The 16,301-nt window shown below is 66.6% G+C and carries 16 protein-coding genes and 1 tRNA gene (1 of these 17 cut by a window edge); 10 read left to right on the forward strand and 7 right to left on the reverse strand.

The features are described from left to right. Positions 1 to 113: 113 nt before the first annotated feature. The 4 genes from dapD to O5I81_RS05130 all read right to left on the reverse strand — a co-directional run bounded on the left by dapD (position 114) and on the right by O5I81_RS05130 (position 3,863). The gene (dapD, locus tag O5I81_RS05115) at positions 114 to 962 is read right to left on the reverse strand and encodes a 2,3,4,5-tetrahydropyridine-2,6-dicarboxylate N-succinyltransferase (protein ID WP_271067872.1); all 849 of its coding nucleotides are present in this window, start codon (positions 960 to 962) and stop codon (positions 114 to 116) included. Beyond that, complete coding sequence (locus O5I81_RS05120) at positions 959 to 1,624, reverse strand: pyrimidine 5'-nucleotidase (protein WP_271067873.1); 666 nt, start codon at positions 1,622 to 1,624, stop codon at positions 959 to 961. The genes dapD and O5I81_RS05120 overlap by 4 nt, the downstream gene beginning before the upstream one ends. 187 nt (positions 1,625 to 1,811) lie before the next feature. Beyond that, positions 1,812 to 2,726 carry an acetylglutamate kinase gene (gene argB / locus O5I81_RS05125; protein WP_271067874.1) on the reverse strand — a complete coding sequence of 305 codons (915 nt, stop codon included), beginning with the start codon at positions 2,724 to 2,726 and terminating at the stop codon, positions 1,812 to 1,814. A gap of 57 nt (positions 2,727 to 2,783) precedes the next feature. Continuing rightward, a complete protein-coding gene (locus tag O5I81_RS05130; protein WP_271067875.1) occupies positions 2,784 to 3,863 on the reverse strand; it encodes a hypothetical protein in 1,080 nt (359 codons plus the stop codon). Between the two features lie 373 nt (positions 3,864 to 4,236). On the opposite strand from O5I81_RS05130, the gene O5I81_RS05140 reads away from it, so the two are divergent. The 6 genes from O5I81_RS05140 to rplA all read left to right on the forward strand — a co-directional run bounded on the left by O5I81_RS05140 (position 4,237) and on the right by rplA (position 7,472). Then, positions 4,237 to 4,312, forward strand: a tRNA-Trp gene (locus O5I81_RS05140). Between the two features lie 64 nt (positions 4,313 to 4,376). After that, a complete protein-coding gene (gene secE / locus O5I81_RS05145) occupies positions 4,377 to 4,688 on the forward strand; it encodes a preprotein translocase subunit SecE (protein ID WP_271067877.1) in 312 nt (103 codons plus the stop codon). After that, complete coding sequence (gene nusG, locus O5I81_RS05150) at positions 4,685 to 5,251, forward strand: transcription termination/antitermination protein NusG (protein WP_271067878.1); 567 nt, start codon at positions 4,685 to 4,687, stop codon at positions 5,249 to 5,251. Before secE ends, nusG begins: the two co-directional genes overlap by 4 nt. Positions 5,252 to 5,372: 121 nt before the next feature. Next, positions 5,373 to 6,014: a glutathione S-transferase family protein gene (locus tag O5I81_RS05155; protein WP_271067879.1), complete on the forward strand. Its 642-nt coding sequence runs from the start codon at positions 5,373 to 5,375 to the stop codon at positions 6,012 to 6,014. 335 nt (positions 6,015 to 6,349) lie between these two features. Beyond that, positions 6,350 to 6,778 (forward strand): 50S ribosomal protein L11, encoded by a 429-nt coding sequence (rplK, locus tag O5I81_RS05160; protein ID WP_271067880.1) that lies wholly within the window; start codon positions 6,350 to 6,352, stop codon positions 6,776 to 6,778. A 4-nt stretch (positions 6,779 to 6,782) separates the two neighbouring features. Next, complete coding sequence (gene rplA / locus O5I81_RS05165; RefSeq protein ID WP_271067881.1) at positions 6,783 to 7,472, forward strand: 50S ribosomal protein L1; 690 nt, start codon at positions 6,783 to 6,785, stop codon at positions 7,470 to 7,472. A 66-nt stretch (positions 7,473 to 7,538) separates the two neighbouring features. Here the strand turns inward: rplA and O5I81_RS05170 are convergent, their stop codons facing one another. Then, entirely contained in the window at positions 7,539 to 7,811 is a 273-nt protein-coding gene (locus O5I81_RS05170) for a hypothetical protein (protein ID WP_271067882.1), read from the reverse strand. Between the two features lie 186 nt (positions 7,812 to 7,997). Beyond that, positions 7,998 to 8,960 (reverse strand): oxygenase MpaB family protein, encoded by a 963-nt coding sequence (locus tag O5I81_RS05175; RefSeq protein ID WP_271067883.1) that lies wholly within the window; start codon positions 8,958 to 8,960, stop codon positions 7,998 to 8,000. Positions 8,961 to 9,009: 49 nt separating this feature from the next. Between O5I81_RS05175 and O5I81_RS05180 the strand changes: the two genes are divergently transcribed. From O5I81_RS05180 to rplL, 3 genes are all read left to right on the forward strand, one after another. Continuing rightward, complete coding sequence (locus tag O5I81_RS05180) at positions 9,010 to 9,678, forward strand: CerR family C-terminal domain-containing protein (RefSeq protein WP_271067884.1); 669 nt, start codon at positions 9,010 to 9,012, stop codon at positions 9,676 to 9,678. A 333-nt stretch (positions 9,679 to 10,011) separates the two neighbouring features. Next, positions 10,012 to 10,527, forward strand: coding sequence for a 50S ribosomal protein L10 (gene rplJ, locus O5I81_RS05185; protein ID WP_271067885.1), 516 nt, complete (start codon positions 10,012 to 10,014; stop codon positions 10,525 to 10,527). Positions 10,528 to 10,587: 60 nt separating this feature from the next. Beyond that, positions 10,588 to 10,968, forward strand: coding sequence for a 50S ribosomal protein L7/L12 (rplL, locus tag O5I81_RS05190; RefSeq protein ID WP_271067886.1), 381 nt, complete (start codon positions 10,588 to 10,590; stop codon positions 10,966 to 10,968). Between the two features lie 210 nt (positions 10,969 to 11,178). On the opposite strand, the gene O5I81_RS05195 is transcribed toward rplL, so the two are convergent. After that, on the reverse strand, positions 11,179 to 13,095 hold the full coding sequence (locus O5I81_RS05195) for a peptidase M61 (protein WP_271067887.1): 1,917 nt from the start codon (positions 13,093 to 13,095) through the stop codon (positions 11,179 to 11,181). Between the two features lie 794 nt (positions 13,096 to 13,889). Here O5I81_RS05195 and rpoB point away from each other — a divergent pair. Next, a protein-coding gene (rpoB, locus tag O5I81_RS05200) for a DNA-directed RNA polymerase subunit beta (protein WP_271067888.1) crosses the window boundary here: on the forward strand, positions 13,890 to 16,301 show its 5' portion. The gene runs 1,668 nt beyond the window's last position; the window shows 2,412 of its 4,080 coding nt (coding positions 1-2,412); the start codon lies at positions 13,890 to 13,892; its stop codon lies off the right edge, out of view.

Below are 16,301 nucleotides of genomic sequence, written 5' to 3' on the forward strand. Positions count from 1 at the left end.
GTCACGCAACCACCTGTGCACCCAAACTGGGCTGTTTTCTGTGGAAGGATTGCGACGCCGTAGGGGAACCGGACCCGCGTCCGAGCGCCCCTTCGGCGTCGCGCAGCGGGGGATCAGTCCCGCAGCAGGTCGTTGATGCTGGTCTTCGACCGGGTCTGGGCGTCCACCGTCTTGACGATCACCGCGCAGTACAGGCTCGGCCCATTGCCGTGCGGGTCGGGCAGGCTGCCCGGCACCACCACGCTGTAGGGCGGCACATAGCCCCGGAACACCTCGCCGCTCTTGCGGTCGACGATCTTGGTCGAGGCCGACAGGAAGACTCCCATCGACAGCACGCTGCCCTGGCCGACGACGACGCCTTCCACCACCTCGGACCGCGCCCCGATGAAGCAGTCGTCCTCGATGATGGTCGGGTTGGCCTGCAGGGGCTCCAGCACCCCGCCGATGCCGACGCCGCCGCTCAGGTGCACGCGCTTGCCGATCTGGGCGCAGGACCCGACGGTGACCCAGGTATCGACCATGGTGGCCTCATCGACGAAGGCGCCGATGTTCACGAAGCTGGGCATCAGGATGACGTTCCTGGCCACGTACGATCCGCGCCGCACGATGGCGCCCGGCACCGCCCGGAAGCCGGCGTCCTCGAACTGCGGCGCGTCCCAGCCGTCGAACTTGTTGGGAACCTTGTCCCACCACGGCCCGACGGCCCCGCCCAGCGTGCCCGCCCGCATCACCGTGTTGGGGTTGAGGCGGAAGCTGAGCAGCACCGCCTTCTTCAGCCACTGATGGGTGAACCAGCCGTCTTCGGTCTTCTCGGCCACCCGCAGTTTGCCGCTGTCCAGCAGGTTCAGCGCCTCCTCGACGGCCGTGCGCACGGGGCCCTTGATGTCGGGCCCGATGCCCTCGCGGGCTTCCCAGGCGGCTTCGATCTCGAGAGCCAGGTCGGCGGCGGTCAGCTCGGTCATGCGGCGGTCTCCCGGACCCTCGCCATGCTCAGGAAGGCGGGCAGGTCGTCGGTGCGGTGGTGGACGTAAGGGGCGGTGCTGGCCGGCGCTGTCGGCCCGACCAGGATGGTGGTCATGCCCAGCTCGGCGGCGGGCGCGAGGTTCTTCTCGGAGTCCTCGAAGAAGGCGGCGCCATGCGGATCGACGCCCAGGTCGCGGCACATCTTCTGGAAGGTCGAGAGCGCCGGCTTGGGCAGGTAGTCTGCCGAGGTGATGTGGAAGACGTCTTCCATCAGATGAGCGATGCCCAGCTTCTCCAGCACCCGCTCGGCATGCGGCCCCGAGCCGTTGGTGAAGATCAGCCGCCGGCCGGGCAGCCGTTCGAGGGCGGCGATCATCTTCGGATCGGGCTCAAGCAGGTCGAGGCTGACGTCATGCACTTCGTCGAGGAACTCTTCCGGCTCGACGTCGTGATGGGTCATCATCCCGGCCAGCGTGGTGCCCAGCTCGGTCCAGTACTTCTTCTGCAGGGCCCGCGCCTCGTCGCGCGGCAGGCCGGTGCGGCGCTCGACGAAGTCGGTCATCCGCACCTCGATCAGCTTCATGAAGCCGGTCTCGATCGGGTAGAGGGTGTTGTCGAGATCGAACAGCCAGGTCTCGATGTGGTGAAGGTCAGCCGTCATGCGTACCCTCCCCCGTTTACGGGGGAGGGGGACCGCGAAGCGGTGGAGGGGGCGAGGGCCGTGCGCCGCCGTCCGTGGTGCTCCACTGATTTCTTCATCGAATCCTTCACACTCAGCATTCCTTCACTCGCCCCCTCCACCACGCTTCGCGCGGTCCCCCTCCCCCGTAAACGGGTGAGGATAGGGCTCACTTCTTCACCAGCGTTCCGGCGCCGTGCTCGGTGAACAGCTCGACCAGCATGGCGTGCGGCCGGCGCCCGTCGAGGATGACCACGGCCTCGACCCCGGCGTCGACGGCGGCGATGGCCGTCTCCAGCTTGGGGATCATGCCGCCGGTGGCGGTTCCGTCCTTGATGGCCTCGAAGGCCTGGGCCACCGTCATCTGCCGGATCAGCTCGCCGTTCTTGTCAAGCACGCCCTTCACGTCGGTCAGCAGCAGCATGCGCTTGGCCTTCAGCGCCCCGGCCATCGCGCCCGCCACGGTATCGGCATTGACGTTGAAGGTCTGGCCGTCCTTGGACACCCCGATCGGGGCGACGACGGGGATGTAGTCATGCTCGGCGTGGATCAGGGCGTTGATCAGCTGCGGATCGACCTTCTGCGGCTCGCCGACGAAGCCCAGGTCGACAACCTCTTCCAGGTTGCTGCCCGGGGTCTTCTTGGTGCGCTTGGCCTTGGTGACGGTGATCAGCCGGGCGTCCTTGCCGGACAGCCCGACGCCGCGCACGTCGGCCTCGGCGCCGGCCAGGGTGATCCAGTTGGCGATTTCCTTGTTGATGGCGCCCGACAGCACCATCTCGGCCACTTCCATGGTCGGGGCGTCCGTGACCCTAAGGCCGTCGACGAAGGTCGACTTGACCCCTGCCCGGTCCAGCATGGCGCTGATCTGCGGCCCGCCGCCGTGGACGACGACCGGGTGCAGGCCGAGCAGCTTGAGCAGCACGGTGTCGGCGGCGAACAGCTTGGCGACCTGTTCCTCGCCCATGGCGTGGCCGCCGTACTTGATGACCACCGTCTCGCGGTCGTAGCGCTGGATATAGGGCAGCGCCTCGGCCAGGGTCTTGGCGGTGGCCCAACCGGCTTCTTCGACGCTGTCGCTCAAGGCGCTCGGCCTCCCGTGGTGAGTTCGCGGGTGCGATAGCGGACGGGGGGGCTGATGTCACGCGGCGGGGTGCGGTTCACCAGCGGTCTTTTGCATCTCGGCGATTACCCATTCAGCGCGTTCGCGGACGGAGGGGTTGCGGTCCATCAGGAGAAGATCGGCGATCTGCCGCCAGCCCGGCAGCGCGTTGCGATCCCGGACTAACGCCGCCGCCACGATCCGGCGAACGATCGGTGAGGGGTCACTTGCGCCTTGGACCATCAGCGCCTGACGGTCTGGGGAGACGGCCAGCGGTCGCTCAGCCATGTCGGCGATGCGGCGAAATACGCCGTAGGCCTTGTCGATCATGTGCCGCCGATAACCGATCACCCAGCGCGCTTTCCCCTCTAGGAGCGTCTTTAGAGCGAGGGCGCGAACTTGCGGACGCCTGGCCCCGGTTGCCCAGTCTTGCAGGCAAGGTTCGAACGCCGGCAGGCGCAGAACCTGATCGAAAATCGCGGTTACCGGCCCGCTGCGCTCCTTGTCGATCCAGGCCGCGATCGCGTTCCGGACTTCCTGACGCTCCACGAGGCTCGCGAGGACTGCACGCTGCTCCTCGTGGACTCTGGCCCACAGATGCATCCGGTCAGCAAGTCCGACCCAGGCCGCCGCCAAATGGCTGACCGGCGTGAGCGGTAGCCGACGCTGAGCGCACCGGACGGCGGCGCGGCGGATCGGTCCTACCCAGTCATTCAGCCGGTAGAGGACGATTGCAACGTCGAAGGGGCTTTGGCACGGACCGTCCATGCGCTCGAGCGCAGCCTCGCGCAGATAGCCGTCCGAGTGGAAAACGAAGAGCACCTCGAGCCCGGGGGTCTCGCGAAGCAATTGTTGCTCGTCCTTGGCAGCGCCACGGAAAAACTGGGCAAGCCTCTCTATCAGGGTCAAGCGGCGGTAACCCCAGACGGACCAGCCGACCTGCGCCACGCGACGAAGTTCGTCCTGAACCCGGTTTATAGTGTGGGCGGGCAAACTCAGGATGTCCGTGCAAGATTCAGCCAGCAGCCTCTGCTCGACCGCCAACATCCGAATCTGCTCGCCAAGCCGCGTCAGCCGCTCACGCTGGACTTCGGTAAAGGAGGTTCGAGGCTTGCTCACCCCCGGAAGCTAGCTTCAGGATCGGCACCCGCCTAGCAGCTATTGCTCCCCCGAGCCCGGGTCCGTCTCCGTCTCCCCCGAATCGGAACTGCCCTCAGACCCCTTCGGTTCGGTCGCCGGACGGGGCGGTTTGCCGTCCCCGGCCGGGCGCTGGTTTTCGTTCTCGGTTTCGCGGTTCGAGGGGCGCGGATCGTCGGTCATGCAGGGACTCCGGTGTGTGTTGCATCAAACGCACTGGCGCCTCTGACGCTCCCTACCCATCTCGTCCCTGTCGGATGCTTGCCCACGCGTTGCGACCCTGCTAAACGGCCCGGCTCCGATAAGGGTCGCGCGCCACAGGGTCTTGCCTTGCGATGTGCTGGCTGTCTGTCGAACGAGTGTAGCTCAGCTGGTAGAGCGTCGGTCTCCAAAACCGAAAGTCGCAGGTTCGAGTCCTGCCACTCGTGCCATCCTTACAGACGGTCCCGGCCTTCGGGCCGTCTCAACTAGAAGATTCGAGTTTCAAGACCGTCCATGGCCAAGAAACCTGGCAACCTCGCCGCGATGAAGTCCCGCGCCGCCAAGAGCGCCGCGGTCGTCGCCGCGCCCGCCGGCAGCGTTCCCGCTGAACCCAAGAAGCCGAAAGTCAGCATTCCGGAATTCTTCCGCCAGGTCCGCGCCGAAATGCGCAAGATCACCTGGACCTCCTGGAAGGAAACCTGGATCACCTCGGCGATGGTCTTCGTCATGGTGATCATGGCGTCGCTGTTCTTCCTGCTGGTGGACTGGTTCTTGTCCAACGGCGTGCGACTGGTGCTTGAATTCGTGAGCGGAACCGCCCGATGACCGATACGACCTCCGAGCGCCCGGTGAACCCGCGCCACAAGTGGTACATTGTCCACGCCTACTCGAACTTCGAGAAGAAGGTGAAGGAATCGATCCTCGACCAGGCGCGCGCCCAGGGTCTGGACGAGTACTTCAGCGACATCCTGGTGCCGACCGAGGACGTCGTCGAGATCCGCCGCGGCCGCAAGGTCAACGCCGAGCGCAAGTTCTTCCCCGGCTACGTGCTGGTGAAGATGGAAATGACCGACGAGGCCTACCACCTCATCAAGAACACCCCGAAGGTCACCGGCTTCCTGGGCAGCGGCTCCAAGCCGATGCCGGTGTCGGAAAAGGAAGTCGAGCGCATCATCGGCGTCGCCGCCGAGGGCGCCGAGCGTCCCAAGCCCACCATCTCCTTCGAGATCGGCGAGCAGGTCCGCGTCACCGACGGCCCCTTCGCCAGCTTCAACGGCTCCGTGGAACAGGTCGACGAGGAACGCGCCCGCCTGCACGTGGCCGTCTCCATCTTCGGCCGCGCCACCCCGGTCGAGCTGGAATACAGCCAGGTCGAGAAGGTCAGCTAAGACTTTCCTTCTCCCGCTCGCCGGGAGAAAATACGCCCCGCAGAGCGGGGTCGGATGAGGGCAGCACCGGCTTCGGCAGGTCTGCCCTTTTTCATGCCCGCCACACAGCGAGGCCGCGAACATGATCACCGTCTGGGGCGAGGGCAGGGGCTTCCGCGTCGTCTGGCTGCTCGAGGAAATGGGCCTCCCCTATCGCCTGCGCGACGTCGACCTGCTCAAGGGCGCGGAGAGCGACCCGGAATTCATGGCCATCAACCCCGGCGGCTTCATCCCGGCCCTGCAGGACGGCGAGATGGTCATGGTCGAGTCCGTGGCCATCCTGCAGTACCTGCTGGGCCGCTACGGTCCCTCGCCGTTGGCCGTTGAGCCCGGCGATCCCGCCTATCCCATCTATCTGCAGTTCCTGGTCATGGGTGAGGCCGGCCTCATGGCGCCGGCCTTCTACGCCTGGGCCGGACGCGGATTCGGGCCGGCCGGCGCCGCCGACGACTGGACCGGCAAGCTCGGCCTGGAGAACCTCCAGAGCCGGCGCAGGCTGGTCGCCCGCCAACTGGAACAGACGCCCTACCTGGCCGGCGAGACCTTCACCGCCGCCGACATCTGCGTCGCCTACGCCCTGCTCTGGATCCGCCGCACCGGGACCGCCGACCTGACGGCCGCCGAGACCGCCTACGTCGAGCGTTGCACCGCCCGCGAAGGCTATCGACGCGCGATGCAGGCCTGCCCGGGCGCCCGCGGTTGGGCGGAGGCGGTTGGCGTGTGAGCGTCCTTCTCCCGCTTGTCGGGAGAAGGTGGCCGCGTAGCGGTCGGATGAGGGCAGCACCGGCCCTGGGCGGCAAGGGCGGCGGCACGTGCGCACGAACGGGGACAGTCACGCACCGCCGGTGCTGCCCTCACCCGACCCCCTTCGGGGGCCACCCTCTCCCGACAAGCGGGAGAGGGGAGATTGCACAGCAAACCCCATCCTGCTACAGAGCCAGCCCCCGCGCCCTGACCGGCGCGGCTTTCGCCTTTACGGGCGGATTCAAATCCGTGGGAGGGACGCCAAGCCCGCACCACGGCTCACAACCGTCGGCCTGAGCCGGCACAGGAGAAACCATGGCCAAGAAGATTCTGGGCTACATCAAGCTGCAGGTGAAAGCCGGCTCCGCTACCCCCTCCCCGCCCATCGGGCCGGCGCTGGGTCAACGCGGCGTCAACATCATGGGCTTCTGCAAGGAGTTCAACGCCCGCACCGAGAACGTGCCCAAGGGCACGCCCCTGCCGACCGTGATCACGGTCTACCAGGACAAGAGCTTCACCTTCATCACCAAGACCCCGCCGGCGACCTTCTTCATCAAGGAAGCCCTCGGTCTGAAGTCCGGCTCCAACAAGCCGGGCCGCGAGAACGCCGGCACGATCACGCAAGCCCAGCTGCGCGAGATCGCCGAAAAGAAGATGAAGGATCTGAACGCCAACGATCTGGAATCGGCAACCAAGATCATCGCCGGCTCCGCCCGCGCGATGGGTCTGACGGTGGAGGCCTAAGCACATGGTCAAGCAAATCAAGCGCGCCAAAGCCTGGACCGGCGACCGTGACGCCACCCACGCCGTTGAAGCGGCCATCAGCCTGGTGAAGGCCAACGCCACCGCCAAGTTCGACGAAAGCATCGAGATCGCCGTCAACCTGGGCGTCGACCCGCGTCACGCCGACCAACAGGTCCGTGGCGTTGTCTCGCTGCCGTCCGGCACCGGCCGCGATGTCCGCGTCGCCGTCATCGCCAAGGACGCCAAGGCTGACGAAGCCCGCGCCGCCGGCGCTGAAGTTGTCGGCGCCGAAGACCTGGTCGAGCGTATCCAGGGCGGCTTCATGGACTTCGACCGCGTCATCGCGACGCCGGACATGATGGCCCTCGTCGGCCGTCTGGGTAAGGTGCTGGGCCCGCGCGGCCTGATGCCCAACCCGCGCGTCGGCACCGTGACCCCGAACGTCGGTCAGGCCGTGAAGGACGCCAAGGGCGGCGCCATCGAGTTCCGCGTCGAGAAGGCGGGCATCGTCCACGCCGGCATCGGCAAGGCCTCGTTCACCGAAGACGCCCTGCTGGCCAACGTCCGCGCCCTCGTGGACGCCCTGCAGAAGGCCAAGCCGGCCGGCGCCAAGGGCATCTATGTGAAGCGGATCTCGCTCTCCTCGACCATGGGCCCCGGCTTCAAGGTCGATACCGGCAGCATCAGCGCCTAACGCTGACTGACGGACTGAAAAGGCGAAGGGCGGCTCCGAAAGGGGCCGCCCTTTTGCTTTTGGCCTCTAGCCCGGCAGCCCGACGAAGCCGTCGGCCACGCGCCAGTCGCGGGCCCGGCCGAGGGCGGACGGGGCGACGGCCTTCCAGTAGTCGGCGTCCTCGGCCCGCTGGTCGAGCAGGCGCTCCATCGCCCGCAGGCGTCTGGCCGCGGCGATGGCCAGCAGGCGGGCGTGCTCGCCACGGGCGGTCGGCAGGGGTTCGGGCCGGAATTTGCGCAGGCGTTTGGCGTCAAAGGCGCGCCAGACAGCGGCTTCCAGAGTGCGGGTATCGTGAAACATGGTCCAACTCGCGGGCCCTGTCCGGCGCTTTTGCGGGGACATGGTCAGGGAGGGGTGATCGAACTTCCGCGATCACTGGCAACAATTCGCCGGGAGGAGCGAATGTTCCGTAGCCTGTGGATAAAATGTGGGGGAAATAAGGGCTTACAAGGTTGGGTCGCGAGAAATTGCGTCCTTTCCGTAACTTCAGGCCGCTTTCGCCACGTCTCCTGCCAGCCCGGCCGCCTCCAGCAGGCGCTGTTGCACGGCCGGCTTGCGATACAGAAAATCGGCCGGAAGGCCCAGTCGCAGGCAGGCGTCGGTATGCGGCGCGTTGGGCGGAACCACCCTGTCGGCCAGCTTGCCGGCCAGCTTCAGGGCGATGATGTCGGTAGGCGACAGGTCCCAGGCCTTGCCCAGCCGCAGCGCCCCGCGAACCACCGGCGGCAGAAGGGAGACCGAGGCCCGCGCCAGGGCCCGGTGCAGGAACTTCGGGACGGACGGCGCGGCCTGGCCCGAGGTGATGATGCCGAGGAACTCGTCGACGATAGGGTGAGCCTCGAAGCGCGGGCTGAGCTTCTCCATCATGGCCATGAAGTCGGCGGTCGAGCGGATCGGGTTCTGCACCCCGTAGAGGGCGGCGATCGGCGCGCCCTCGCGATAGAAGCGGGTCTTGTCGGCCTCCGACACCGGGGTGACGAAGCGGTCGTAGGCGTTGAGGAAGCCGTAGGCGGCCGTCGCCGACACCCAGTCGAGCAGTTCGGGATCCAGCGCCTTGTAGGCCTCGCCCTTCGGCGTCTCGCCGGTGACGCGGCTGTGCATGTTGGTGACCCCCTGGATCACCCGGCGGGCGGCGCTGGCCGGGCCATAGCAGCCGACCATGGCCGCCACGCCGGTGCGCTTGGAGCGGCCGATGGGATCGGCCTTGTAGGTCGAGTGATCCCAGACCCCCGAGCGGATCCGCGCATCGGCGAACTCCAGCAGCACGGCGGCCACCCCGCCGATCGCCAGCGCGATGGGGTTCTTGTAGACGCGCCATTGCACCGAGGACGGATGAGCCAGGGCCATTTCGCCCTTGGGGCCTTTGAAGTCGATCTTCCAGCCGAGGTAGGAGGTCATGTCGAGCAAGGCGCGGCTCCAGCCGAAAACATATCGAATGATATAGATCATCGTGTATCGCCTGATAGCCTTCGCCGCAAGCCGATGGCATAGGAGGGGAATGTCGAGGATCGAGGGACAGGCGAGGGAGGTTTCGGGTTACGCCAAGGGCGAAGCGGCGCGCCTGCGTATTCTCGAGGCGGCGCTGGCGGCCTTCGGCGCCAGCGGCTTCAAGGGCGCCACCACCCGCCAGATCGCCGAGGCCGCCGGGGTCAACCTGCCGGCCCTGAAATACTATTTCGGCGGCAAGGAAGGCCTCTACCTGGCCTGCGCCGAGGAAATCGTCGAACGCTACCGCGCCCGCATGGTCGCGCCGGTCCTGCGGGCCCAGTCCATGCTGGAGGCCCGCCACACCCCGGACGAGGCCCGCGCCGCCCTCAAGACCGTCATCCGCGCCCTGGCCGACCAGATGATGGAAACCCGCGAGGCCGAAGCCTGGGCCGGCTTCGTGCTGCGCGAGATGACCGAGCCGGGCCCGGCTTTCGCCATCCTCTTCGACCAGGTCTGGGAGCCTGGTATCAACGTCGTCGGCTACATGATCGGGCTGGCCGGAGGCCTCGACTCCAGGGCCGCCCAGATCGAGGCCCTGCTGCTGATCTCCAGCCTGTCGGCCTTCGGCACGGCGCGGCCGGTCTCCCTGCAATCGCTCGGCTGGGACGACGTCGGCGGCGAGCGGTTCGAGACGGTGATGGCCAACCTCGAGCGCCGGATCGACGAACTGGGCCGCTGATCGGCGCCGATCGGTCGGTCGGTGGTTGCCAACCCGGCCTCATTCCCCTATACGCGCCGGCTTCCGCCCGTGGACTCGTCCATGGACGGTACCTGTCCGTGAACAGCGGGGCTGCGGGGTCACCACAGCCTTTATCCAGGAAGAGCCCTTCCTGACCGTTCGGAGACGGGGATGACAGTCGAGATTTCGCGCCGGCCTCAGCGATGAGCGCCCAGGGCGGGTCCGCTGCTTCCTTCGGACAGTTTTAGACGGCCAGAAGCTGGGGCTTGCCCTTGCCGACAGCCATGACCGGCGACCCGGGCAACCGGGACGTCATCCGAGTAGGAGACCGCAATGGACCGCGCTCAAAAGCAGGCGACGATCGATACGCTCAAGGGCGTTTTCGCCGACGCCGGCGCCGTGGTCGTGACCCACAACATGGGTCTGACCGTTGCGGAAATGACTGCACTGCGTGGCCGCCTTCGTGAAGAAGGCGCCAAGTTTCAGGTGGTGAAGAACACCCTGGCCATCAAGGCTCTGGTCGGTTCGGAATCGGAAGCGGGCTCCAGCCTGTTCACCGGCCCGTCCGCCGTCGCCTATGCGGCCGATCCGGTGTCCGCCGCCAAGGTCATCACCCAGTTCGCCAAGGAAAACGACAAGCTCGTCGTCATTGGCGGCATGATGGGTGCGACCGTGCTGGACGAGACTGGTGTCAAGGCGCTCGCCGCCCTGCCGTCGCTCGACCAGCTGCGTGGCAAGATCATCGGGCTCATCCAGGCTCCCGCGACCAAGGTCGCCGGCGTTCTGGCGGCCCCGGCTGGTCAGCTGGCGCGGGTGTTCAACGCCTACGCCACCAAAGACGCCGCGTAATCGCAAGTCATCTCCGCAAGAACCTCTCATCCCCGCAAGGGCACACACTAGGAACTGAAAATGTCGAAGCTTGAAAAGATCGCTGACGAACTGTCGGCCCTGACCGTCCTGGAAGCCGCTGAGCTCTCCAAGCTGCTCGAAGAAAAGTGGGGCGTCTCCGCCGCCGCTCCGGTGGCCATGGCCGCTGGCCCGGCCGCTGCCGCTCCGGCCGAAGCCGTTGAAGAGCAAACCGAGTTCACCGTTGTTCTGACCGCCGGTGGCGACAAGAAGATCAACGTGATCAAGGAAGTCCGTGGCGTCCGTCCGGACCTCGGCCTGAAGGAAGCCAAGGACCTGGTCGAAGGCGCTCCGCAGAACGTCGTCGAAAACGTCTCCAAGCAAGTCGCCGAAGAGATCGCCAAGAAGCTGACCGAAGCCGGCGCCACCGTCCAGGTGAAGTAAGCTTCGAACCAGCGCTTGCTGTTCGAACAGAGAGGGGCCCGCGGAGCAATCCGCGGGCCCTTTTTCTTATCCTCCCACGCGCAGCGGGGGAGGGGGACCGCGAAGCGGTGGAGGGGGCGAGGGCCGTGCGCAGGCACTCTGTCACTCGCCCCTTCCACCACCGGCTTCGCCGGCGGTCCCCCTTCCCCGTAAACGGGGAAGGATGGAGCCCTACTTCTCCCGGGCCGCTAGCAGATCCCCCAGCCGGTCCGGCGTGCCCTCGATCCGCTCCAGCCTCGGATAACGAAGGCCGCCGTTCCAGGCGATGTCGACGATGCGGTAGCGCTCGCTGTCCTTGACGATCAGCTGGATGGGCATCTTGCCGCCCTTGGCCCGGGTGATCGCGCTCTTCATGCGCCCTTCGCTGTAGGCCTCGCCATCGACGGCCACGACAGTCGCGCCGACCACCAGCCCCTGCTTGAAGGCCGGCCCGTCCCACTGCACCCCCTGGATCTCGCCAGAGGCTTTGAGGTTCAGACCGATCGAATAGGTGTAGTCGTGGCGCTTGGCGGCGGTGTCGGCGGCCTTCTGCAGGGCCGTCGGCGTCTCGGCGTAGGCCAGTTTCCAGCCACCCCGCTTGATGCCGTCCAGCGGCGCCGGCCGGCCGCGCCCTTCGATGCGCTCCTTCAGGAAGTTCGCCCAGTCGTAGGGGGTGACGGCGTTCAGGGTCGCGACCACGTCCTCGAAGACGTAGGTCCGGGGCACATAGGACCCGTCGTCGCCGCCGAAGAAGGCGCGGGCGAAGTCGTCCAGCGACTTCTTCCCGTCGGTGCGCTCGCGGATCAGGCTGTCGGCGTCCAGCCAGACCAGCAGGCCGTCGACATAGTAGTCCTCGTTGCGCTGCCAGCTGAGCCAGCCCTTGGGCTTGCGGGCGCTGATGATCGGATCGTTGGTGGTGTCGGCGATGTCGCGCCACTGGCGCCCGACCCGGTGGTCATAGGCCGCCGCCGTCATCGCCAGGTCATCGAGCGCCTGTTCGCGGGTGACCAGGCCCGAGCGGGCGGTCAGGATCACGCCCCAGAACTGGGTCTGGCCCTCGTAGACCCACATCAGGCTGTCGCGCATCGGGGTGGCGTAGTCGGGGGTCCACAGATCGGCGCCGCGCCGATACTTGCCGTTCCAGCTGTGGGTGTACTCGTGCGGCAGCAGGCCCCGGTTCGAGAGATTCTTGTCCCAGCTGGTGAAGTACTCCGGATCGCGGCCATTCTCGCTGGAGCGGTGGTGCTCCAGCCCGATGCCGCCCATGCGGTCGGTCAGGGCCAGCAGGAAGTCGTAGCGGTCATAGGGACGGGTTCCGAACAGCCGGTCGGCCTGGACGACGAGGTTGCGGTGCAGCCTGATCTGCTCCTCGCTGGCCTCCAGCAGTTCGGGCCGGTCGGCGACGATGTTCAGCTTCACCGGGCTGCGGCCGCCCGGATCGAGATCGAACTGGCGGTAGTAGCGGCCGGCGAACATCGGCGAGTCGACCAGGGTCTCGAAGCTGACGGTCTTGAAGCTGTGGACGTTGCCCTTGCTGGCGGCGGTATCGAGGGCGACGCCGTAGCCCCAGCCCTCCGGCAGGATGGCGGTGGCCTCGACCGGGATCTGGCGGGTGAACCAGCCGGCCGGATAGAAGGCAGTGGAGTTCCACTGCAGGTTCAGCATCTCGCGGGTCATGACGACGCGGCCCTGGTCGCCGGCCGTGGCCGACAGGAACTGGAACTCCAGCTCGACCTGCTTGGCGCCGGCCGGCACGTCGATGTGCAGGGCGAAAACCTCCACCGGGTCGCGTCGCCAGACCAGGGTCTTGCCGCCGGCGGTGATCTTCAGGCCGGCCACCTTTTCCAGCTCGCCGCGCGGGGCATGCTTGCCGGGCAGCCATTCGGGATAGAGCAGCACCATCGGCCCCGGGCCGGCGACGGGGATGGTCTGTTTCACCGTCATGATCCGGCGGTCGAGATCGGTGGCGTCGACGACCAGCTTCATCGTGCCGGGGTAGGGAACATCGCGGGCCGCCGGGATGGTGTTCTCGAAAGGCAGTGGCTGCGGCTGGGCGAGGGCGGGGCTGGCGCAGAGAAGCAGGGTGGCGGCGAGGAGGGGTCGGATCACGGCGATACTCGGATGTCACAAAAGCGGGCGGGCATAAGAGCCTCCCGATCCCGGCTGGGCAAGCGCCTGTCCTTCCTGGTGCGGAGGGAAGGCCCGTGCTGGTCGAAGCGGCCCACTATTATACCGCGTTCCCCGGGCGGAAGGGGCCGGCGCGGTTCTTGGCCGTTGAATTCATTGGCCGACCTGTGGCCGATCTGTTGGCCGAGGCGCGGGAACTGTAGCCTGGGCCGTAGGTCGGACTGTGGTCGGTTGTGGCCGCATGTAGGTCGGATGGTCGTCGCCCGGACCTACATTGGCGCGTTTCGCTTGCCGCACCCGCTGCGAGCCTCCGGAGGGCCCAAAATGGATATGTCTAGACATATTCATCCGGCTGGACGGCCAGGGCTCCGCAGGATGATCCGGAGCAGGCCGGCCTCGGAAGGGGCCGCTCACAGGCTGGATCGCCTCTTCAGAAGCCCGGGGCGGAAGAAAGGAAAGTCACCCCCGGCTTCAGCCCGATCCGGCCGCTTCGCAGGTGGGCTTCTCCGCCATGAGGGAAATGTCAAATTAAACTCCGCCTACCCCTTCCATTCGCTGTGGATTTGCCTTATCTCGCCCCTCTCGCGAAATTTCCGTCTTCTTTAGAGTCGCAATCTCGCGCGCGTGTATGCCCGATGGCCGGTCCGCCCACCCTGCGGACTCAAGCGAAGGGCGGCCCCGACGGACAGGGGCCTGTCAGCGTCCGGCGCAAGCCGAGGGTGGACGCGAAAGACATTCTACGCGTGGGGACCTCCCCTGCGCGCTTAAGGAAAAACATGGCGCACTCCTTCACCGGCAAGAAGCGGATCCGCAAATCGTTCGGCCGCATCCCCGAGGCCGTGCAGATGCCGAACCTCATCGAGGTTCAGCGGTCCTCGTACGAGCAGTTCCTCCAGCGCGAAGTCCGCCATGCGGACCGCCGCGACCAGGGCGTCGAAGCCGTCTTCAAGTCGGTCTTCCCGATCAAGGATTTCAACGAGCGCGCCGTGCTCGAGTACGTCTCCTACGAGTTCGAGGAGCCCAAGTACGACGTTGAAGAGTGCATTCAGCGCGACATGACCTTCGCCGCGCCGCTGAAGGTCAAGCTGCGCCTGATCGTGTTCGAGATGGAAGAAGAGACCGGCGCCAAGTCGGTCAAGGACATCAAGGAACAAGACGTCTACATGGGCGACATCCCGCTCATGACGGACAAGGGCACCTTCATCGTCAACGGCACCGAGCGGGTCATCGTCTCGCAGATGCACCGCTCGCCCGGCGTCTTCTTCGACCACGACAAGGGCAAGACCCACAGCTCGGGCAAGCTGCTGTTCGCCGCCCGGGTGATCCCGTACCGCGGTTCCTGGCTCGACTTCGAGTTCGACGCCAAGGACATCGTCTACGTCCGTATCGACCGCCGCCGCAAACTGCCCGCCTCCACCTTCCTGATGGCGCTGGGCATGGATGGGGAAGAGATCCTCACCACCTTCTACGACGTCGTCCCCTTCGAGAAGCGCACCGGCGCCGCCGAAGGCTGGGCCACCCCCTACAAGGCCGAGCGCTGGCGTGGTGTGAAGCCGGAATTCCCGCTGATCGACGCCGACACCGGCGAGGAAGTGGCCCCGGCCGGCACCAAGATCTCCGCCCGTAACGCCAAGAAGCTGGCCGACGGCGGCCTGAAGACCCTGCTGCTCGGTCCGGAGGCCCTGACCGGCCGTTACCTGGCCCGCGACGCCGTCAACTACGAAACCGGCGAGATCTACGCCGAGGCCGGCGACGAGCTGGACCCGACCGTGATCGAGGTTCTGGAAGCCCAGGGCCTGGCCACCATCGACGTGCTCGACATCGACCACGTCACGGTCGGCGCCTACATGCGCAACACCGTCCGCGTGGACAAGAACGTCACCCGCGAAGACGCCCTGTTCGACATCTACCGGGTCATGCGCCCGGGTGAGCCGCCGACGGTGGAAGCCGCCGAGGCCATGTTCCGCTCGCTGTTCTTCGATTCGGAGCGCTACGACCTGTCGTCGGTCGGCCGCGTGAAGATGAACATGCGCCTGGAGCAACAGACCGAGGACGACCTGCGCGTCCTGCGCAAGGAAGACGTCCTGGAAGTCCTGAAGGTCCTCGTGGGCCTGCGCGACGGCCGCGGCGAAATCGACGATATCGACAACCTCGGCAACCGCCGGGTCCGTTCGGTCGGCGAGCTGCTGGAAAACCAGTACCGCGTCGGTCTGCTGCGCATGGAACGCGCCATCAAGGAACGGATGTCGAGCGTCGACATCGACACCGTGATGCCGCACGACCTGATCAACGCCAAGCCGGCCGCGGCCGCGGTGCGTGAATTCTTCGGCTCCTCGCAGCTGTCGCAGTTCATGGACCAGACCAACCCGCTGTCGGAAATCACCCACAAGCGCCGTCTCTCGGCGCTTGGCCCGGGTGGTCTGACGCGGGAACGCGCGGGCTTCGAAGTCCGCGACGTTCACCCGACCCACTACGGCCGCATCTGCCCGATTGAAACGCCGGAAGGCCCGAACATCGGTCTGATCAACTCGCTCGCGACCCACGCGCGCATCAACAAGTACGGCTTCATCGAAAGCCCCTACCGCCGCGTGCTCGACGGCCGGCCTCAGGAAGAGGTCGTCTACATGTCGGCCATGGAAGAGGCCAAGCACGTCATCGCCCAGGCCAACATCTCCATCACCGATGGCGGCATCACCGATGATCTGGTCCCCGGCCGGACCAACGGCGAACCGGGCCTGCTGCAACGCGCCGACGTCGACCTGATGGACGTTTCGCCCAAGCAGGTCGTGTCGGTCGCCGCCGCGCTGATCCCCTTCCTCGAAAACGATGACGCCAACCGCGCCCTCATGGGTTCGAACATGCAGCGTCAGGCCGTGCCGCTCGTCCAGTCCGACGCCCCGCTCGTGGGCACCGGCATGGAAGACGTCGTGGCCCGCGATTCCGGCGCCGTGGTCATCGCCCGCCGCACCGGCGTGGTCGAGCAGATCGACGGCACGCGTATCGTTCTGCGCGCCACCAACGAAACCGACCCCACCAAGCCGGGCGTCGACATCTACCGCCTGTCGAAGTTCCAGCGTTCCAACCAGAACACCTGCATCAACCAGCGTCCGCTGGTGCGGGTGGGCGACAAGATCAACGCCGGCGACATCATCGCCGACGGCCCGTCGACCGACCTCGGTGAACTGGCT

It is taken from the genome of Caulobacter sp. NIBR1757 (genome assembly GCF_027912495.1).
Taxonomy (GTDB): Bacteria; Pseudomonadota; Alphaproteobacteria; order Caulobacterales; family Caulobacteraceae; genus Caulobacter.